The sequence below is a fragment of the Vulgatibacter incomptus genome, from assembly GCF_001263175.1.
GTDB lineage: Bacteria > Myxococcota > Myxococcia > Myxococcales > Vulgatibacteraceae > Vulgatibacter > Vulgatibacter incomptus.
The window spans coordinates 1,094,212-1,111,027 of sequence record NZ_CP012332.1; the positions used below are offsets into that span (position 1 = coordinate 1,094,212).

At 70.1% G+C, this 16,816-nt stretch carries 15 protein-coding genes and 1 tRNA gene; 10 read left to right on the forward strand and 6 right to left on the reverse strand.

The window, feature by feature from the left end:
• The first annotated feature begins 122 nt into the window (after window positions 1-122).
• The 5 genes from serB (at window position 123) to AKJ08_RS04395 (ending at window position 5,760) form a co-directional block, all read left to right on the forward strand.
• On the forward strand, window positions 123-1,304 hold the full coding sequence (serB, locus tag AKJ08_RS04375; protein ID WP_050724950.1) for a phosphoserine phosphatase SerB: 1,182 nt from the start codon (window positions 123-125) through the stop codon (window positions 1,302-1,304).
• A 63-nt stretch (window positions 1,305-1,367) separates the two neighbouring features.
• Window positions 1,368-1,886: a ComEA family DNA-binding protein gene (locus AKJ08_RS04380; protein ID WP_050724951.1), complete on the forward strand. Its 519-nt coding sequence runs from the start codon at window positions 1,368-1,370 to the stop codon at window positions 1,884-1,886.
• Window positions 1,887-1,981: 95 nt separating this feature from the next.
• Complete coding sequence (locus AKJ08_RS04385; protein WP_050724952.1) at window positions 1,982-3,160, forward strand: glycosyltransferase family 2 protein; 1,179 nt, start codon at window positions 1,982-1,984, stop codon at window positions 3,158-3,160.
• A 104-nt stretch (window positions 3,161-3,264) separates the two neighbouring features.
• Window positions 3,265-5,517, forward strand: a complete 2,253-nt coding sequence (locus tag AKJ08_RS04390; protein WP_050724953.1) for an ATP-dependent helicase — start codon at window positions 3,265-3,267, stop codon at window positions 5,515-5,517.
• A 168-nt stretch (window positions 5,518-5,685) separates the two neighbouring features.
• Window positions 5,686-5,760: transfer RNA gene (locus tag AKJ08_RS04395), tRNA-Val, on the forward strand.
• Between the two features lie 103 nt (window positions 5,761-5,863).
• Here AKJ08_RS04395 and AKJ08_RS04400 read toward each other — a convergent pair.
• Window positions 5,864-6,238: a sensory rhodopsin transducer gene (locus AKJ08_RS04400; protein WP_050724954.1), complete on the reverse strand. Its 375-nt coding sequence runs from the start codon at window positions 6,236-6,238 to the stop codon at window positions 5,864-5,866.
• Between the two features lie 190 nt (window positions 6,239-6,428).
• A complete protein-coding gene (lexA, locus tag AKJ08_RS04405) occupies window positions 6,429-7,178 on the reverse strand; it encodes a transcriptional repressor LexA (RefSeq protein WP_050724955.1) in 750 nt (249 codons plus the stop codon).
• Window positions 7,179-7,402: 224 nt separating this feature from the next.
• Here lexA and AKJ08_RS04410 point away from each other — a divergent pair, with 224 nt between their 5' ends.
• Genes AKJ08_RS04410 through AKJ08_RS04430 form a run of 5 tightly spaced genes read left to right on the forward strand, consistent with a single transcriptional unit; the run spans window position 7,403 to window position 11,662 of the window.
• On the forward strand, window positions 7,403-7,921 hold the full coding sequence (locus tag AKJ08_RS04410; protein WP_050724956.1) for a hypothetical protein: 519 nt from the start codon (window positions 7,403-7,405) through the stop codon (window positions 7,919-7,921).
• Complete coding sequence (locus AKJ08_RS04415; RefSeq protein ID WP_240475431.1) at window positions 7,918-8,757, forward strand: MlaE family ABC transporter permease; 840 nt, start codon at window positions 7,918-7,920, stop codon at window positions 8,755-8,757. The genes AKJ08_RS04410 and AKJ08_RS04415 overlap by 4 nt, the downstream gene beginning before the upstream one ends.
• A complete protein-coding gene (locus tag AKJ08_RS04420; protein WP_050724957.1) occupies window positions 8,754-9,557 on the forward strand; it encodes an ABC transporter ATP-binding protein in 804 nt (267 codons plus the stop codon). Before AKJ08_RS04415 ends, AKJ08_RS04420 begins: the two co-directional genes overlap by 4 nt.
• Window positions 9,557-10,669: an MlaD family protein gene (locus tag AKJ08_RS04425; protein ID WP_082342684.1), complete on the forward strand. Its 1,113-nt coding sequence runs from the start codon at window positions 9,557-9,559 to the stop codon at window positions 10,667-10,669. The genes AKJ08_RS04420 and AKJ08_RS04425 overlap by 1 nt, the downstream gene beginning before the upstream one ends.
• Window positions 10,670-11,662 (forward strand): hypothetical protein, encoded by a 993-nt coding sequence (locus AKJ08_RS04430; protein ID WP_050724958.1) that lies wholly within the window; start codon window positions 10,670-10,672, stop codon window positions 11,660-11,662. It begins immediately after the preceding gene.
• 34 nt (window positions 11,663-11,696) lie between these two features.
• Here AKJ08_RS04430 and AKJ08_RS04435 read toward each other — a convergent pair whose 3' ends face one another.
• From AKJ08_RS04435 to AKJ08_RS04450, 4 genes are all read right to left on the reverse strand, one after another.
• Entirely contained in the window at window positions 11,697-12,698 is a 1,002-nt protein-coding gene (locus AKJ08_RS04435; protein WP_050724959.1) for a hydroxyacid dehydrogenase, read from the reverse strand.
• 77 nt (window positions 12,699-12,775) lie between these two features.
• Entirely contained in the window at window positions 12,776-13,582 is an 807-nt protein-coding gene (locus AKJ08_RS04440) for a hypothetical protein (RefSeq protein ID WP_157370465.1), read from the reverse strand.
• Entirely contained in the window at window positions 13,579-15,156 is a 1,578-nt protein-coding gene (locus AKJ08_RS04445) for an NHL repeat-containing protein (protein WP_157370466.1), read from the reverse strand. Before AKJ08_RS04445 ends, AKJ08_RS04440 begins: the two co-directional genes overlap by 4 nt.
• On the reverse strand, window positions 15,153-16,799 hold the full coding sequence (locus AKJ08_RS04450; RefSeq protein WP_050724962.1) for a hypothetical protein: 1,647 nt from the start codon (window positions 16,797-16,799) through the stop codon (window positions 15,153-15,155). The genes AKJ08_RS04445 and AKJ08_RS04450 overlap by 4 nt, the downstream gene beginning before the upstream one ends.
• Window positions 16,800-16,816: the final 17 nt, after the last annotated feature.

The window sequence follows — 16,816 nt, forward strand, 5'->3', positions numbered from 1 at the left end:
CAAGCGCAGGCGCCAGCGTGGCGGGCGCTCGCTCTTTTGCCGCAGCGAGCCAAAGGCGGGCGGCCTCGACCCGGGGCCGGCCGGTTGCTACAAGGCGGGCGGCCTTCGAAGGAGCCGCACGGATGTCTGCACGGAATCGCCTGCTCGTCACCGCCACGGGCCGAAACGCCGCCGATTGCATCGAGGCCCTCACCGGGACCCTCGCGCGGTTGGGCGCCGAGTTGCTCGACCTGGAGCAGGTGTCGATCCGGGACCGCTTCGTCCTCGAGCTCCTGGTGGAGGCGGACTCCACCGAACCCGTGCTCGGCGAGCTGCAGGCCGCCGCCCGGGCCCTCGGCGTCGAGCTCGACGCGGCGCCCCTCCCGGCCTCCGGCGTCGGGCCCCGGCGTCGTTTCGTGGTCACAGCGGTCGCGCGGGCGCTCTCCGCGGCCCATCTCCACGCTCTCACGGAGCTGCTCCTACGGGAGAGCTGTTCCATCGACCGCGTGGTTCGGCTCTCCGAGGGCCCACTCGCCGCGGCCGAGCTCCACGTGTCCCTTCCGGCGGGCGTCGACGCTTCGGCGCTGAAGCGCGCGCTCCTCGTCCTCTCGTCCGCCCACGCCTTCGACCTCGCGCTCCAGTCCGAGAGCCTGTTCCGCCGGAGCAAGCGGCTCGTGGTGATGGACATGGACTCGACGTTGATCCGCATCGAGGTCATCGACGAGCTCGCCCGCGCCCACGGCGTCGTCGACCAGGTCTCGAAGATCACCGAGAGGGCCATGCACGGCGAGATGGACTACGACGAGTCCCTGCGCCTCCGGGTCGGGCTCCTCGCTGGCCTCCCGGCCTCCGTCCTCGACGAGCTGGCCGCGAACCTCCCCCTGACGGAAGGGGCCGAGACCCTCGTACGAACGGTGAAGGCCCTGGGCTACAAGGTCGCCGTGCTCAGCGGCGGCTTCTCCGTGGCCGCGGGCGCGCTCAAGGCCCGGCTCGGCCTCGACCACGCCTGGTCGAACGTCCTCGAGATCGACGACGGCCGCCTCACCGGCAACGTCGTCGGTCCCATCGTCAACGCCGCCCGCAAGGCGGAGCTCCTCGAGGCCATCGCCAAGGAGGAGGGCATCCGCCTCGACCAGGTGATTGCGGTGGGCGACGGCGCGAACGACCTCCCGATGCTGCAGAAGGCCGGCCTGGGGATCGCGTTCCGCGCCAAGCCCAGGGTTCGCGAGGGCGCGGACGTCTCGATCTCTACCAGCGGCCTCGACGCGATCCTCTACCTCCTGGGCCTGAGCGCCCGTGAGCTCGCCGAGCTCGAAGCTCCCTGAAGCTGGAAGTCCATCGGGCATCTGGCCGAGGGTGGGCCCGCGAGATCCGCGGTAGCCAGGGGGATGGATTTTCGCGGATGCGTCGCCGCCATCGGGCTCCTGGCCGGGATCGTCGCGCTGGCCCTCTGGCCGCGCGGTAGCGTCCGACCGATTCCTTCCCGGTGTGCGGACTCCGGCAGGCTGGAGCGGATGGATCCCGAGCGGCTCCGCGGCGCCGTTCCGGTGTTGGATTGCCCCGACACTCCATGTGACGCCTGCAGGGCCCCGGGCGGGGAGGGCGCGCTCCTCTTGGGGCTGGCGGTCGACGTCGATCGAGCCGAGGAAGAAGAGCTCCGGGCGCTCCCCGGGATCGGACGAGGGCTCGCCGGCCGGATCGTCGCCGAGCGGGATCGGCGCGGGCCGTTCGGGAGCCTCGACGGGCTCGCTCGGGTGAAGGGATTGGGACCTGCCCGAATCGGGGTTCTTCGGGGCTGGGCGGTCGCGAACGGCGGAATCGAGGGCGCACGGGAAGGGCTGGATACGCCGCTACCTCATGGCGGAAGCCACCGGTCCCGCGAGGCGTCCAAGCGAGCCGTGCCGTGACGCCGCCCTCCCTCGCGGACGCGGAACGCGCGTCTCGTGCGACCCGGGACCTCCAGGGCACGTCCGTTGCTACGCACTCGCCCGGGGGAGGGGCGATGGCGGCGTGGGTCTTCTGGCTGAGTGCCCTCGGGCTGCTGCACACCTATCTGCTCTATCCGTTGATCCTCGTGGCCCTCGACGCGTGGGCCGGGATCCTCGACGACCTCCGCTACCTGGGCGGGGGCCGGGATCGCAGGAAGCGCCCCGAGCCGCTCTCCCTGCCGACGGTCTCCCTCGTCGTGGCCGCCTGGAACGAGGCGAAGGTCATAGGCGCCAAGCTCCAGAACAGCCTGGAGCTCGACTACCCCGAGGAGAAGCTCGAGATCGTGATCGGCTCGGACGGCTCCGACGACGGCACCGACGCGATCGTGGCGGCCTGCCCCGATCCGAGGGTCCGCCTGGACGGCTCCGACCGGCGGACGGGAAAGATCGGCGTCCTGAAGCGGGTCGTGCCGCAGGCGCGGGGCGAGATCCTGGTTTTCTCGGACGCGAACACGATCCTCGATTCCGCGGCCATCCGGAAGCTGGTCCGGCACTTCGACGATCCCTCCGTGGGCTGCGTGTGCGGGAGGCTCCGGCTCTTCAACCCGCGCAGCGAGACCTACGAGGAGAGCGCCTACTGGCGCTACGAGTCATTTCTCAAGCTCCGGGAGGGCAGGCGGGGCGCGGTAATGGGGGCCAACGGCGGGATCTACGCGCTCAGGCGCTCGCTCTTCCCCGACATGCCCGCGGACACGGTGGTCGAGGATTTCGTGGTCGCGTGCCGGACCCTCCTCCGGGGCTACGACGTGATCTACGACCCGGAGGCGCTGGCCTGGGAGGAGACCGCCGAGGACTACGCCCAGGAGCGGGCCCGCCGGGTGCGGATCGCCGCTGGCAACTTCCAGGCGCTGGGGCTCGTGGGCGGGCTCCTGCACCCGCGCGAGGGCTTCGCGGCCTTCGCCTTCTTCTCGCACAAGCTGCTGCGATGGCTCGCGCCGCTCTTCCTCGTCGGCCTCTTCGTCTCGAGCCTGCTCTCGTCCGGCCGCCCGTTCTACTCGCTGGCGCTGGGTGCCCAGCTCCTCTTCTACTGGCTCGCGCTCATCGGCTTCGTGGCTCGGCTCCATGGTCCAATCGGGCGCCTCGGATCCTTCGCGCGGTATTTCGTGGAGATGAACGTGGGCATGGCCCAGGGTTTCTTTCGGTGGGCCAGCCGCAGCCAGAAGGTGACCTGGCAGCGGACCGCCCGCGTTTGAGCGCCTGCGAGGCGATCCCGCATCGAACGGCCGGAATCCGCGTTTGACCGCTGTCGGGCCCGTCGGTAAGGTGCCGCAACGCCCGTTCAGCGGATTCTTACCGGATGGCCACCCGCCGTTACCAGCTCCAGACTACCGCGCCGGCGCCCACCTGGCGGATCGACTACGCCGGACAGCTCAACGCCGAGCAGCTCGCCGTGGTCGAGGCCCCACGGATCCCGCTCCTCGTGATCGCGGGCGCGGGCTCGGGCAAGACGCGGACGCTGATCTTCCGCCTGGCCCGGATGCTCGAGAGCGGCATCCCGCCCGAGCAGATCCTCCTCCTCACCTTCACCAACCGCGCCGCCCAGGAGATGCTCAAGCGGGCCGCGAGCCTGGTGGCCAACCTGCCCGGCGTGGACGTGCGCCGGATCACCGGCGGCACCTTCCACCACGTGGGCTACGGGATCCTGCGCGAGCACGGCTCCTTGCTCGGCTTCGACGAGCGCTTCGGCGTCCTCGACCGCGAGGACCAGACCGACCTCTTCGCCTCCTGCATCGCGGAGCTCGGCTACGCGGTGGGGCAGCGGCGCTTCCCCAAGGCGGACGTGGTGGCGCAGCTCCACTCGACCGCGATCAACACCCAGCGGAGCCTGCCGGACGTGATCCTCGCGCGGCGTCCCCAGTTCGCGAGCCTCACTCGGGAGCTGGTCGACGCCGCCGCGCGCTACATCGAGCGCAAACACGAGATGAACCTCGTGGACTTCGACGACCTGCTCCTCCACTGGCGGCTGCTCCTCGTCCGGGAGCCGAGGGTTCGGTCCCTGCTCCAGGAGCGCTACCGCTGCATCCTCGTCGACGAGTATCAGGACACCAACCGGCTCCAGGGCGAGCTCGTCGACATGATGGCAGCGGGCCACCGCAACCTCACCGTGGTGGGCGACGACGCGCAGTCGATCTACTCCTTCCGCGGCGCCGACTTCTCGAACATCCTCGAGTTCCCCGCTCGGTATGAAGAGTGTCAGGTTCACAAGCTCACGGTGAACTACCGCTCGAGCCCCGAGATCCTGAGCCTCGCCAACGCCTCGATCGCCTGCAACATCCGGCAGTATCCCAAGGAGCTCGTCGCCCGGCGGCAGTCAGGCGGAATCCTCCCCGCGATCGTCCCGGCGCGGGACGCGGTCCAGCAGGCCGCCTTCATCGCCCAGCGGGTGCTCGAGCTGCGCGACGAGGGGATCCCGCTCAAGGAGATGGCGGTCCTCTACCGGGCCCACGCCCAGTCGATGGAGATCCAGTTCGAGCTCTCGCGGCGGGGGATCCCCTTCGTCATCCGCCGGGGCGTCCGCTTCTTCGCCCAGGCCCACATCAAGGACGTCCTCTCCTTCCTCCGCTTCGCGACCAACCCCTCCGACGAGCTCAGCTTCAAGCGGCTGGTGAAGCTCTTTCCCGGAATCGGCTCCGGCACCGCCGACGGTCTCTGGCGCGCCCTCCGCCGGGAGATCGAGGGAGGGAGGCTCTCGATCGCCGATGCGGTGATGGAGCCGTCCCTCCTCGAGCCCGTGCCCAAGCGGAGCAGGGCGGGGTGGATGGGCTGCCGCGAGCTCCTGCGGGAGCTGGCTTCGCCCTTGCTCATCAACGCTCCTTCGCAGGCCATCGACGCCGTCCTCGCCGGCGGCTACCAGGCCTTCCTCGAGTCGCAGTTCGTCAACGGCGACTCCCGCATCGACGACCTGCGCCAGCTCGCCGACTACGCCCTGCAGCACCCCGACGTGGGCACCTTCCTGGCCGAGGTCTCGCTCCTCACCGAGCTCTCCTCCGAGGAGGTGGTCGAGGGCGCCGAGCCCGACGAGTTCCTCACCCTCTCCACCATCCATCAGGCCAAGGGTCTGGAGTGGCGGGGCGTCTTCGTGGCCTGGCTCGCCGACGGAAGCTTCCCCTCCGCGCCGGCGCTCCGGGATCGGGCCGGCGAGGAGGAGGAGCGGCGCTGCTTCTACGTCGCCGTCACCCGCGCCAAGGACGAGCTCTATCTCACCTACCCGATGCTCTCCGCTCCCCGGGACGGCGAGCGGGTGCTGATGAAGCCCTCCCGCTTCCTGGACGAGCTCCCCGCCGCCGGCGGCCACGAGCTCTACGAGAAGTGGTCCCTCGACGAGGTCCCCCTCGCGCCGGCACTCCCGGCGCCTCCCTCCCGAGCCGAGCTCGCCGCCCACGGCCGGCGGCTCCTGGGCGACGGAGCGGACGAAGGAGCCGCGGACCTCCGGCTGGGCGACGCTGGTTTCGAACCAGCGGCCCCGGCAGGCCTTCCGACAGGAGCCGCGGTGGGAGAGGGCGCCGTGAGCGACGACGAAGAAGACTGGGATCCTTCCGCGGACGCGTGAAGGCCGGGAGTCACGAACGCGGGGAGGAATCGCACGCCTTCGAGAGCCTTCCATCCGCGCTCGAAAGGCGTGATCGGGCCGTCTTTTCGTTTGACAGCCACCGGACCGATTTGCATACTCCGCCGCGTTTCGAGGGCAGCAAAACGGCCCCGAAGCACCGCTTCTTGCGGGCGATTAGCTCAGCGGTAGAGCACCGTCTTCACACGGCGGGGGTCGCTGGTTCGAAACCAGCATCGCCCACCAATCGAGCCCCGGACTCCGAAAGGATTCCGGGGCTTTTTTGTTGGCGATCGCGCTCAAGGGCGGATCGCCTGGCGTCGGGCGGGCTGCGATTGGGCTCCGCGGGCTACTCCGGACCGGGGAAGGCGATCGTGCTCAGGAGGGCGAGCTCGGCCCGCCGCGAGTCGAGCCGCGTGTGCTGCACGACGATGGGCACATCCGACTCGATGACGCTGGAGTAGTCGGTCGCCCGCGGGATCGGCTCGGGATCCTTGAGATCGTCGAAGCGCATGTGGCTAGTGCGTCGGGCCGGCACGGTGATGGAGTAGGGACCAGCGGGATCCCGGTCCGCGAAGAAGATCGTGATCTTCACGTGGGCGGGCTGGTCGTTGGGGTTCAGGAGGCAGGCCGCCTCGTGGCTCCGGAACGCATGCCCGAGGTTCTCGGTCCCTGGCGGAAGGTAGCCCTCCGCAATCGCCCAGCTCTTCCGTCCGATCGACATGCTCTCGTCCTCCCTGGGCCCGGCGGCGCCTGTTCGAGCTGTGGCTCATCTGGCCGCAGTCGTGAACACGCGCGTGACAGGTCCTCCAATCACGCACGAAACTCGGACCTTGCTGGACGAGCTGCAAGGTGCCGGACCCCGCGAGAGAGAGGGGAAACGTCCGGGATCAGCAGGTCGCCGGCCGTCGCGCCTAGCCGAGCTGGCGGAAGACGCCGACGGCGACGCCGAGGATCGCCGCATCGCGGGCGTCTTGGCGGCGGATGTAGATCGGCTGGAGGCGAGGGTTGGAGGGCTGGAGGCGGACCTTGTCTCCCTCCGGGTAGTAGCGCTTCACGGTGGCCTCGCCCTCGATCATGGCCACCACGATCTCGCCCTTGCGGGCCGTCTGCTGGCGGCGGACGAAGAGGAGGTCGCCGTCGAGGATGCCGTCCCCGATCATCGAGTCGCCCTTGACCCGGAGGGCGAAGACCTCGTCCCGGGTGGCGCGGCCCAGCATCGACGGGTCGACGCGTACGCTGGAGTCGAAGCTCTCCTCGGCGAGGATCGGGGCGCCGGCGGCGACCCGGCCGAGGACGGGGACCTCCACCGTGTCGACGTCGGGGCGAACCTCCGGCGCCTCGGCGGTCTTGCCTCCGGTGATGGAGCGCAGAGAGCGGGCCGGGGGCGTCGGCTCGGAGGCAGGGATCGGGGGACCGGCGGGCTGCCGGATCCCGAGGAGGCGCCACGCGAGCTTGGTGGGGACGAGCGCCCGGCTCTTCATCTCCCCCCTCTCCAGGAAGCCCTTCCGCTGGAGCGCCTTGAGGTGGTCGTTGACCCCGTTGGTGGACCGGATCCCCATCGCCTGGCCGATCTCCCGGATAGTCGGCGGGAACCGCTGGTCGACGATGTGCTCGGTGACGAACTGGAGAATCGCCCGCTGGCGTTCCGTGAGCTCTTCCATGACCCCTCCCATCGAGGAATGCCTCGTCGAGGCTTCCGGGCCGACCGTGGAGCCGGACCCGGTACGGAACGGAAGTATCGCTGAACGCGTGAGCAGAAGTCAAGGCGTCCTGCCCGCCCATCCTGCCGGCGAGCGGGCGGCGCAAAGACCTTTCAAGGAAGGTTGCCGGCTCATGGGGCCGCCTGTATGTTCCGGGCCTTATCAGAGGCCCTGGTAGACCTAGCGTGAGATCGATCAGCACCAACATCATCCTGGCCCTCGCCGCGCTCGTGGCCCTGTCCGCCTGCGGCGCCAAGGGCACATTCCGCGACGGCGTCTTCCTCGGGCAGGAGGCCGCGTACCGCGTGGACCCTCCTGCCGCCCCCTGGGAGCGGGTCTCGTTCGCGGGCAACGACCTCGCCTGGGCCGGCCCGGACGGAGAGCTGCTCGCCGTGAACGCGGTCTGCCAGGAGCACGGCGATCCCAGCCTCAAGGTGCTGACCGACCATCTCTTGATGGGCTTCGAGAACCGGCGGATCCGGGAGCGGGAGGAGGTCCGTCTCGCGGGGCGCTCGGCGCTCCGCACCCGGGCGGAGGCGCAGATGGACGGGGTTCCCGTCGAGCTCGAGCTCACCGTGCTGAAGAAGGACGGCTGCGTCTACGACCTCACCTACCTCGCCTCGCCCTCGCGCTTCGACGCCCGTCTCGGCGCCTATCGCGCGGTGTTGAAGAGCTTCGAGGCCGTCGCGGGAGGAGATCGGTGAGCGCCGGATCGGCGGCAGGGCAGGCGAACGCCGGATCGGCGGCGGGGCAGGCGAGCGCCGCGCAGCGGCCCGTGTCCGACGCCCGGAGGCGGCTGGAGTCCGGGCTGGATCAGCTCGGTGGCGCGGCCATCCTCACGTGGAAGGTCTTCACCCGCGGCCTGAAGCGGCCGTGGGACCTCGGGAGCATCGCGTACCAGATCGAGCACATCGGCGTGCGCTCGACATCGATCGGGACGCTGACCTCGATCTTCGCCGGCATGGTCCTGGCCGTGCAGTTCGGCTACTTCCTGGAGATGTTCGGGATCGCCTACACCATCGGGCGCGTGCTCTCGCTCTCGGTGCTGCGCGAGCTCGGGCCAGTGCTGACGGCCCTCACCGTGGGTGGCCGGGTCGGCTCCGGCATCGCCGCGGAGCTCGGCTCCATGCAGGTGACCGAGCAGATCGACGCGATTCGCGCGCTGGGCGCCGATCCGGTGAAGAAGCTGGTGGTGCCGCGCGTGGCGGCGGCGATGATCTGCCTGCCGATCATCACCGTCTTCGCCGACATCGTGGGCCTGGTCGCCGGCGCCGTGATCGCGAACTCCAGCTACGGGATCGGCTACTCCTCCTTCTTCCGCGAGGCGCTCGCAGTGGTGCGCCTGAACGACTTCACCTCCGGCATCTTCAAGGCCATGGTCTTCGGCCTCCTCATCGCCATCGTCGGCTGCTTCAAGGGCTTCCGCACCAGCGGCGGCACCGAGGGCGTGGGCCGCGCCACCACCGAGACCGTGGCGATCTCCGCGATCGGCGTCCTGGTCACGGACTTCTTCCTCACCAAGCTCCTCCTCTCGCTATGAGCCAGCCTTCCCTCCAGCCGCTCTCCCACGGCGGGCTCCGGACCGGGGCCGCAGAGGAGCTGATCGCCTTCCGCGGGCTCTACAAGGCCTTCGGGCCGAAGCGGATCTACGAGGGCCTCGACCTCGACGTGCGTCGGGGCGAGACCATCACCGTGATCGGCGGCTCGGGCACGGGCAAGAGTGTGCTCCTCAAGTGCCTCATCGGCCTGCTCTCTCCCGACGAGGGCTCGATCGTCTTCGACGGCGAGGAGCTGGTGGGCCGCGACGAGGATGGCTTCCTCCCGGTCCGCCGGCAGATCGCCATGCTCTTCCAGGGCGCGGCGCTCTTCGACTCCCTCGACGTGGGCGAGAACGTCGCCTATCCGATCCGCGAGCATTTCCCCAGGATCGGGGCGGGGGAGCTGGCCGACCGGGTGGCCCACAAGCTCGAGCTGGTCGGCCTCCCCGGCGTGGAGAAGATGCGGCCTTCCGACCTCTCAGGCGGCATGAAGAAGCGGGTCGGTCTCGCCCGTGCGATCGCGATCGATCCGGCGGTGGTTCTCTACGACGAGCCGACCACCGGCCTCGACCCCATCAACACGAGGCGGATCAACGAGCTCATCATCGAGCTCAACGAAAAGCTGGACGTCACGTCGATCGTCGTGACGCACGACATGCAGTCGGCCTACATGGTCTCGCATCGGATGGCGATGCTCTTCGACCGGCGGATCATCGCGAAGGGCACGCCGGAGGAGCTTCGCGGCTCAGCGCTCCCCGAAGTGCAGACCTTCATCGGGGCCATGGACGGCAAGGAGAGGTGATGGAGCGGGAAAAGCGCTTCTCAATCCGCGTCGGGGTCTTCGTGGCCCTGGGGCTGGCGCTGTTGGCGGTCATCGTCTTCGTGCTCGGAGGCGACAGGGGCCTCTTCAGCCGCCACGTCCGCTACACCGCGTCGTTCGAGTCGATCGACGGTCTCAAGCCCGGCTCGCCCGTGCGCCTCGCCGGCGTGGAGATCGGCCAGGTGACCCGGATCGCGTTCTATCCGGATCCGAGGGACCGCCGCGTGCAGGTCACCCTCGACATGCTCGCCTCCTACGCGGATCGGATCCGGACCGACTCGACCGCGTCGGTGGGCTCCCGCGGCGTGCTCGGCGACAAGGTGGTCGATCTCTCGATCGGCTCGCCGGAGCAGCCGACGATCGCGCCGGGTGGGGAGATCCCGGTCGGCTCGTCATCGGACTACACCGAGATCGTCAAGAAGGGCGCGGAGGTCATCGACAACACCCTCGCCATCACCTCCGACCTCCGCCAGCTCGTCTCCTCCTACAACACGCCCACGATGCGTGAGGGGATCGGCGAGATGATCGAGTACACGCGCGACATCCTCCGGGAGGTCCGCACCGGCGATGGCGCGCTCCACGCCCTCCTATTCGATCCCGCCTCGGGCAAGCAGATGAGGGAGCTGCTCGCGAACGCGTCGTCGATGGCCAAGCAGGCCGACGCCGCCATCGGCCGGCTCGACGCAGTCATCGCCCAGGTACAGAAGGGTGACGGGATGATCGGCGCGATGCTCTACGACAAGAGCGGAAAACAGGTCGTCCACGACCTCGGCGTCGCCGCCAATGAGATCTCCAAGCTCGCCGCCGCGGTCCGTACCGAGAAGGACGGCCTCCTGCACGGCCTCTTCTACGGCGCCGAGGACGGCCCCAATCTGAACGCCGAGCTCGGCGCCGCGGCCCGCGACCTGCGCTCGATCCTCGCGAAGATCAACGAGGGCGACGGCTCCCTGGGCGCCCTCATCAACGATCCCACCGTCTACGAGGACTTCAAGACCATCCTCGGCAACGTGAAGCGCAACCGGATCCTCCGGGAGCTCGTCCGCTACTCGATCTCGAAGCAGGATCAGATCGAGCGCTACGGAAAGAAGGAGTAGATGGGCGACGAGCCGCGCGAAGCGAGGCTCGTCCGGCCGCCGCCCTTCGGGCCGCCGAATCGAGCGCCGGAGGATCCCCCTGGGGGGCCGCCCGGCGAGCCGCCGGAGGGACCGCCATCTCCTCACGGGTCGCGGCCCTCGTCGTATCAGGTCTTCTCGCGCGGAGTGAGAGGCGCGTCCCGCTCTCCCTCGCTCGCGGCGTGGCTCTTCGCCTCCCGACTGCTCTCCTTCCTCGCCACGGTCGGGCCGCTGCTGATCGCCATCGGCGCGTTCCGGCGCGCCGGCCTCCTGGCCTTCCTTTCGCCTGGCGTCCTCGTGTCGATGGCGGGGCTCGCGCTGGCCGCGATCGCGGTCTCGTCGATGTTGCAGCTCGCGGTCTGGTCGGGCGCGACCGGGAGGCTAGGGGTCGCCGTCGGGAGCGATGCCCCCAAGGCGCTACCGGGCGAGCTCGTCCGCAGGATCGGCGATCACTTCCCGCGCTTCCTGGCGATCTGGGGCCTCTTCCTGGCTGCCCGGATCGGTCGGTTCGTCCTGCTGGGCACCCTGGCCGTCGCGGCGGCCATCGCCTACTTCGGAAAAGGCTCGGAGTACCGCGTCGCAGGGGCAGGAGGTCTGGCCCTGGCAATCGCACTCTGGCTCATCTCCCGACCGCTCCTCCCCCTTGTCTTCCGCATCGCGATGGGCCGGGCTGGTGCCCTGGGTGAAGGCGCGCTGGTTGCATTGTACGAGGCCGGAGGCCAGCTCGTGCGCAGGCCGCTCCCACCCGTCCTCATCACCATCCTCATCGGCGTCGCAGGCGTGATCTCAGCGATCCTCGTCAATTGGTCCGCCGCAATCGCTGCCGCCGGCGCGTCCGGTGCGGTCGCGACCGGGGCATGGGCCGTCGCGGGACTCGCCCTCGCGGCCATCGCGTCCTTCCTCGCGATGGCGCGCATGGGCGGCTACGTCGCCGCCACGCTGGACGACGCCGACGCTCGCGGATCCCGCGCCTGACGGGCCTCGAAGAACTTTTCGGGATCGGCCAACCTCAACCGACCACGTTCCGTGGCGCACCGTCGGCGAAGGCCCGAAGGTTGTCGACGCTGGTTTCGAGGATCCGCCCGACCGCCTCGCGGGTGTTGAAGGCGCTGTGGGGCGTGACCACCACGTTCTTCATTCGGACGAGCACCTCGTCTGCGAGCAGGGTGGAGAGGTCGTGGTCGCGCTCGTACACCGAGCGCAGCAGCTCCGCCTCCTCGCGGATGACGGGCTCGTCCGGCAAGACGTCGAGCCCCGCAGCGGCCACCTTGCCCTGGGCGAGTGCGCGGGCCAGGGCCCGCACGTCGACGACGTCGCCTCTCGCCGTGTTGATCAGCACGACCCCGTCTCGCATCGCGGCGAAGGCTCGATCCGAGATGAGGTGATGTGTCCGAGGATTGGACGGTACGTGGAGGGTGATCACGTCCGAGCTCCCAAACAGCTCGTCCAGCTCGACGTAGCGGAAATGGAGCACGCGCGCCGCCTCCTCGTCGCGATCCACGTCGTAGCCGAGCACGGTAATTCCGAAGCCGTTGGCGATGCGGATGACCTCCTTGCCGATGTCGCCGGTGCCGATCACGCCGAGCGTCTTGCCGCGCAGATCGAAGCCCTCCAGCCCCTTCGACGAGAAGTCGCCCTTGCGGGTGCGTTCGATCGCCTCCTCGAGCCGATGGCTGATCGTGAGGAGAAGGCCGAACACGTGCTCCGCCACCGTGTGCTTTCCATAGCTCGGCACGTTGCAGACCGTGATGCCTCTCTCGCGGCATGCGTCCAGATCGATGTGATCGAAGCCCGTCGAACGCGTGGCGATGAGCCGGAGGCGCGGGAGCGCGTCGAGGACTGCCCGGGTCACGGACGAGTCGATGAAGATCGAGATCGCTTCCGCGTCTGCGGATTGGTCGACGTTCTCCAGGCTCAGCTTCTCACGACAGAAGCGGACCTCATGCTCCGGCTGCAGCCGCATGAACGCCTCTCGGTCCGGGCGATCGATTTCGAATACATCGATCTTCATCGGGGGGAAACTGGGGACACGCCAGAGGTTTGCAAGCGCGGCGGCCGTTCCGCCGGCGACCGGAGAATCGGCCCCCCTCAGAACCGCAGCGAGCCACCGAAGCGCAGGATCCAGCCGGAGAGATCCAGCCGTCCCGCGTCGACGGGCGAGGCCGGGATCCGGCGGGGCGACGTGGGGTCCTTCACGTCCCTGCGCACGTCGTCGAAGTTCGCGTGGGTGGGAACCACCTCGTAGCCGGCCTCGGCGGAGAGGCCGAGCCTGGGCCCGGATGGGGCGCCGCCGACCTCGAGCGGCAGAGCGAGCTCGTAGCCGAGGACGCCCTGCAGACCGAAGAGCGTGTCGGCCCCGGAGAGGGGCGGGCGATTCGAGTACGCGCCGTCTTCCTCCAGCGAGACTGACGCGAAGAGGAGCGAGGCCCCGGCGCGGGCGGTGACCGTTCCGAAGCGGTGGACCGGGATCGCGTAGGCAGCTGCCCCCTGGATCGCGTGGAGCGTGAACGAGCTCTGCATCACGTCAAAAAGCGAGGTCGAGACCGAGGAGACCGCGTAGCCCAGCTCCAGGGTCAGGCGATCGTCGAGCCAACCGGGCGCGTAGCCGACGCCGATCTCGGGGCGGAAGAGGGTGTCCGAATCCGCCAGGGCGTCGAAGCGGGGGTCCGTGATCCACCGGGTACCCAGGCGGAGGTAGAGCTCCAACGGAGCGCTTCCGGCGTCGGCCGCCGACGGAGAAGTGGCGCTCGCAGAGGCCGCCGAAGTTCCCAGGACGGCTGCGTCGAGGCCCTCCGCGACCACGGAGTCGGAGCTGGGCGACGGCAACATCGGCGCATCGTCTGCCAGCGCGGCGCCGGCGAGCAGGACGACGGACATGAGCACCAGCGCTCTCATCGGTCGCACCCCATGAGGCCGGTGGCGAGGACGCCGTCCACCCGCCTGGCAGCGCGGCGGGCGAGGTCGGAGCTCGGGACGAAGGTGAGGTCTACGAGGGGCGAGGGGTGGAGGGCGTAGACGAAGCCTCCCACGATGCCGAGGGAGTCGAACGTATCGTCGAGGACGACCCCGCCGCCGACGAGGTCGTCCGAGCGAATCTCGACGATCGCGCCGGTGGAGCCGGAGAAATCCTTGCGGCTCCCGCCGTTGGGCGCGGCGCCGCTGGACTCCCTCTCGACCTCCAGGCCCAGGAAGAGCGTCTCTCCGTCCGTGCTCATGGCAGTCGCGGTGGGCAGGCCCGACAGGCCCACGGGCCTCAGCCGGAGCCTCAGCCGCACCGAGTCCATCTCGACGGTGGCGACGGAGAGTGCGGCCCCGGCGCCCTCGGCCAGGTGGGGAAGGAAGACGCTCCCCGCTCCGACCCGGGGCTCCGCCACGATCCGGCCCTCGAGGCGGTTCTGGGCGATCCGACCGGTGAGGGGATCCCAGGCGGCCAGGTACATCGACCCGCTCCCCTGGGAGGGATCGCCGTGGAGGAGGAAACGTCCCCCGCCCAGGTCTGCGATCCGGCTCGGCTCGCCATCCAGGGGCACGGCGGCGGTGCGGGTCGTATCGCCTCCCGCGTCGAGGAGGGCCGCGTTGCCCCGGTAGAGCGCGGCGACGAAGCCGGCGAATCCTGGCTCCTTCGGAACGGCGATGGCCCGCAGCTCCGTTGCGCCGCCGAGGGAGAGGAAGTTGACCGTGGCGCCCAGCGGGGCCGACTGGATGCGGATGGCGATCACGTCGTCGAGCTCGGCGGTGCGGACGAATAGGAAATCCGCCTCCGGCGAGAAGAGCGCCTCCCGGACGTGGAGCGGCAGGCCCGGCGGGACGAGCAGCGGGACCTGCAGCCAGGCAGCGTCCTCGAGAGCCACGAGGGCGACGGCGCGATCGAAGATCACGGCGGCGAGGCGACCGTCGGCCGAGAAGGCGACGCTCTGGGGTGCGACGGCGCCGGTGCGGAAGGCGATGGAGGTCGCCTTGCCGGCAGCGAGATCCACGACGGCGATCTGGTTGAGGTCGCGTGCGAGGGCGCCGGATCTCGGCGGCGCCGCGGGATCGTAGAAGAGCACGGCGTGCAGGCCGTCGGGCGTCGCCGCGATCCGGTCGAACGCCGCCGGCAGCGGGATCCGCGAGGAGGCGCCTCCCGAGAGCGGGATCCGTTGGAGGGCAGGGCCGTCGACGTCCACGCCGATCACCAGGGCGGCGCCGGCGATCCCGGCGAGCCCACGGGGATCCCCGAGGGTCGGCGTGCAGGTCGTGGAAGAAGGTGTGGCCGCCACCAGCGCGGACAGGCTCTGGTCGAGCCAGAGGAGCTCGCCGTCCACCGCGATCGGGCCCTCGGTCCGGAGGGGCCGATCCCAGCGATCGCCCCGCGACCCGCAGGCCGCCAGGGCGAGGATCGCAAGCAGGGCTAGCGCGGCGCCGCCGGCCGAGAGGCGGCACCGCCCATGCAACGGGCCACGCAATGGGCCATGCAATGGGCGCTTCATTCGATCTCTCCGTTGAGCTCGAAGCCCGTGACGGTTTGCGAGGACCTCGCCGCGAGATCGACGAAGCTGATCCGACCGGCCGGGTGGAGCTGCGTCACCCAGATCCGATCGCCGAGGAGGGGAGCGAGAGGCCCGGCGGACTCCGGCGCGGAGGCGAGCGGGATGGAGGAGGGGACCAGGGTCTCGAGGTCGATCGCGTCTGCCCGGAAGGCGCCCTCGGGATCGCTGCGGAGCGTGACGGCGGCGAAGCGGCGGCCCTCGGCGAAGACCACGTCGCGGGGCGGCACGGTGCCGGTGAGCACGAGCTGGGAGCGACCCGAGCCGAGGTCCACCACGCTGTAGCCCTCGGCCTGATCCACCATCCGCTCGTAGAGGTCGGCGACGGTGGAGTCCGGGTCGGGCTTGTGGAGGATCACGGCGCGGCTCCCGTCTGGCGAGATGGCCAGGGTTCGCACCTGCTTCCGGCCTCGATCGAAGACGTCGAATCCGCCGCTGGCGAGGTCGAGGCGGCCGAAACTCTCGGTCCCACCGGCGTCCGTAAAGAGGAGCGCGAATGACCCGTCGGCGGAGATTCGGGCCTGCCCTGGCCGGACCGTACAACCGGGGGTCTCGCACCGCGCGCCCGGGAGCGACACTTCCGCCACCCGGATCAGCTCGGGCGCCGCCACCGCGTCGGGCAGGGCGAACCACGCGGCTCGTCCCGAGGTGCGCAGGGTGACGACCACCGTATGCCCGGAGATCGCGAGGTGGCTCGGCGCGCCGGGGAGGGGGAGGGTGGAGAGGGCGCGATGCTCCACGTCGAGGACGAGGAGCTCACCAGACGCGACAGACGCCAGGAGCAGCCACGCGCCGTCCTCCGACGCGATCACGGTGCGGGTGAGGAGCTCGGAGAACGCCGGCGGGAGGAGGACGCGCTCCGGCGTGGGCATGGCCGCGGGATCGGCGAGGTCGAAGATCGAGATCTCGTCCTTTCCCACGACGACGGCGTCCCTGGCGGCGCCATCGTCCGAGCGGAAGAAGACATGGGAGTGCCGCCTGCCCGCGACCCTCTCGATCGCGGGCTGCGGCGTCCCGCCTCGGAGCGCGCCCACGTCCACGAGGAGGACCAGACCCTCGGCGCCGGCGTCCAGGGGACTGCCGTCCGGATTCCAGAGCAGCGCCCAGCTCGCGTCAGGAGCCAGCGACAGCTTCGAGAGCCTCCTGCCGAGGCGGAGGACCTCGAGCGACGGAGCGCCGCCGAGATCGAGGAAGGAGAGGGCGGCGCCCTTGCGGGAGAGGGCGACGATGGCGTCGGTGTCGGGAACGACCGCGAGATCGACGGGCTCGGCCGGGAGCGGCACGGACTCCACCGAGACACGGACGGGATCGATCACCGCAACGGTCCCGGCCTCGGGCGAGAGGGCGTAGACGAAGCGCTCGGAGGCCGCCGGCGGCAGGAAGGTGCGGGAATCCGGCTGCTCGGGAGGGAGGTCGTCCTCCGCGCGGCACTCGCGCTCGATGCAGACGAGGCCCTGGGGGCAATCCCGGTCCCAGGTGCACGGGCCGGGGCCGCTGCCACCGGTGCCGTCTCCGCCAAAGGGCGATCCGGCGCCGCAGCCGGCAAGGGCGAGAACGAGGAGGAGGGGACATCCGGCCCGCGTCATGAAACCACCGCCGCGGC

What these genes read in the sequence shown, in the direction of transcription:
- AKJ08_RS04385 (WP_050724952.1), top strand. Translation starts at nt 1,982, where the DNA reads ATGGCGGCGTGGGTCTTCTGGCTGAGTGCCCTCGGGCTGCTGCACACC.
- lexA (WP_050724955.1), bottom strand. Translation starts at nt 7,178, where the DNA reads ATGGAAGAGCTCACGGAACGCCAGCGGGCGATTCTCCAGTTCGTCACC.
- AKJ08_RS04390 (WP_050724953.1), top strand. Translation starts at nt 3,265, where the DNA reads ATGGCCACCCGCCGTTACCAGCTCCAGACTACCGCGCCGGCGCCCACC.
- AKJ08_RS04435 (WP_050724959.1), bottom strand. Translation starts at nt 12,698, where the DNA reads ATGAAGATCGATGTATTCGAAATCGATCGCCCGGACCGAGAGGCGTTC.
- AKJ08_RS04450 (WP_050724962.1), bottom strand. Translation starts at nt 16,799, where the DNA reads ATGACGCGGGCCGGATGTCCCCTCCTCCTCGTTCTCGCCCTTGCCGGC.
- AKJ08_RS04445 (WP_157370466.1), bottom strand. Translation starts at nt 15,156, where the DNA reads ATGAAGCGCCCATTGCATGGCCCATTGCGTGGCCCGTTGCATGGGCGG.
- AKJ08_RS04420 (WP_050724957.1), top strand. Translation starts at nt 8,754, where the DNA reads ATGAGCCAGCCTTCCCTCCAGCCGCTCTCCCACGGCGGGCTCCGGACC.
- AKJ08_RS04440 (WP_157370465.1), bottom strand. Translation starts at nt 13,582, where the DNA reads ATGAGAGCGCTGGTGCTCATGTCCGTCGTCCTGCTCGCCGGCGCCGCG.
- serB (WP_050724950.1), top strand. Translation starts at nt 123, where the DNA reads ATGTCTGCACGGAATCGCCTGCTCGTCACCGCCACGGGCCGAAACGCC.
- AKJ08_RS04400 (WP_050724954.1), bottom strand. Translation starts at nt 6,238, where the DNA reads ATGTCGATCGGACGGAAGAGCTGGGCGATTGCGGAGGGCTACCTTCCG.
- AKJ08_RS04425 (WP_082342684.1), top strand. Translation starts at nt 9,557, where the DNA reads ATGGAGCGGGAAAAGCGCTTCTCAATCCGCGTCGGGGTCTTCGTGGCC.
- AKJ08_RS04430 (WP_050724958.1), top strand. Translation starts at nt 10,670, where the DNA reads ATGGGCGACGAGCCGCGCGAAGCGAGGCTCGTCCGGCCGCCGCCCTTC.
- AKJ08_RS04380 (WP_050724951.1), top strand. Translation starts at nt 1,368, where the DNA reads ATGGATTTTCGCGGATGCGTCGCCGCCATCGGGCTCCTGGCCGGGATC.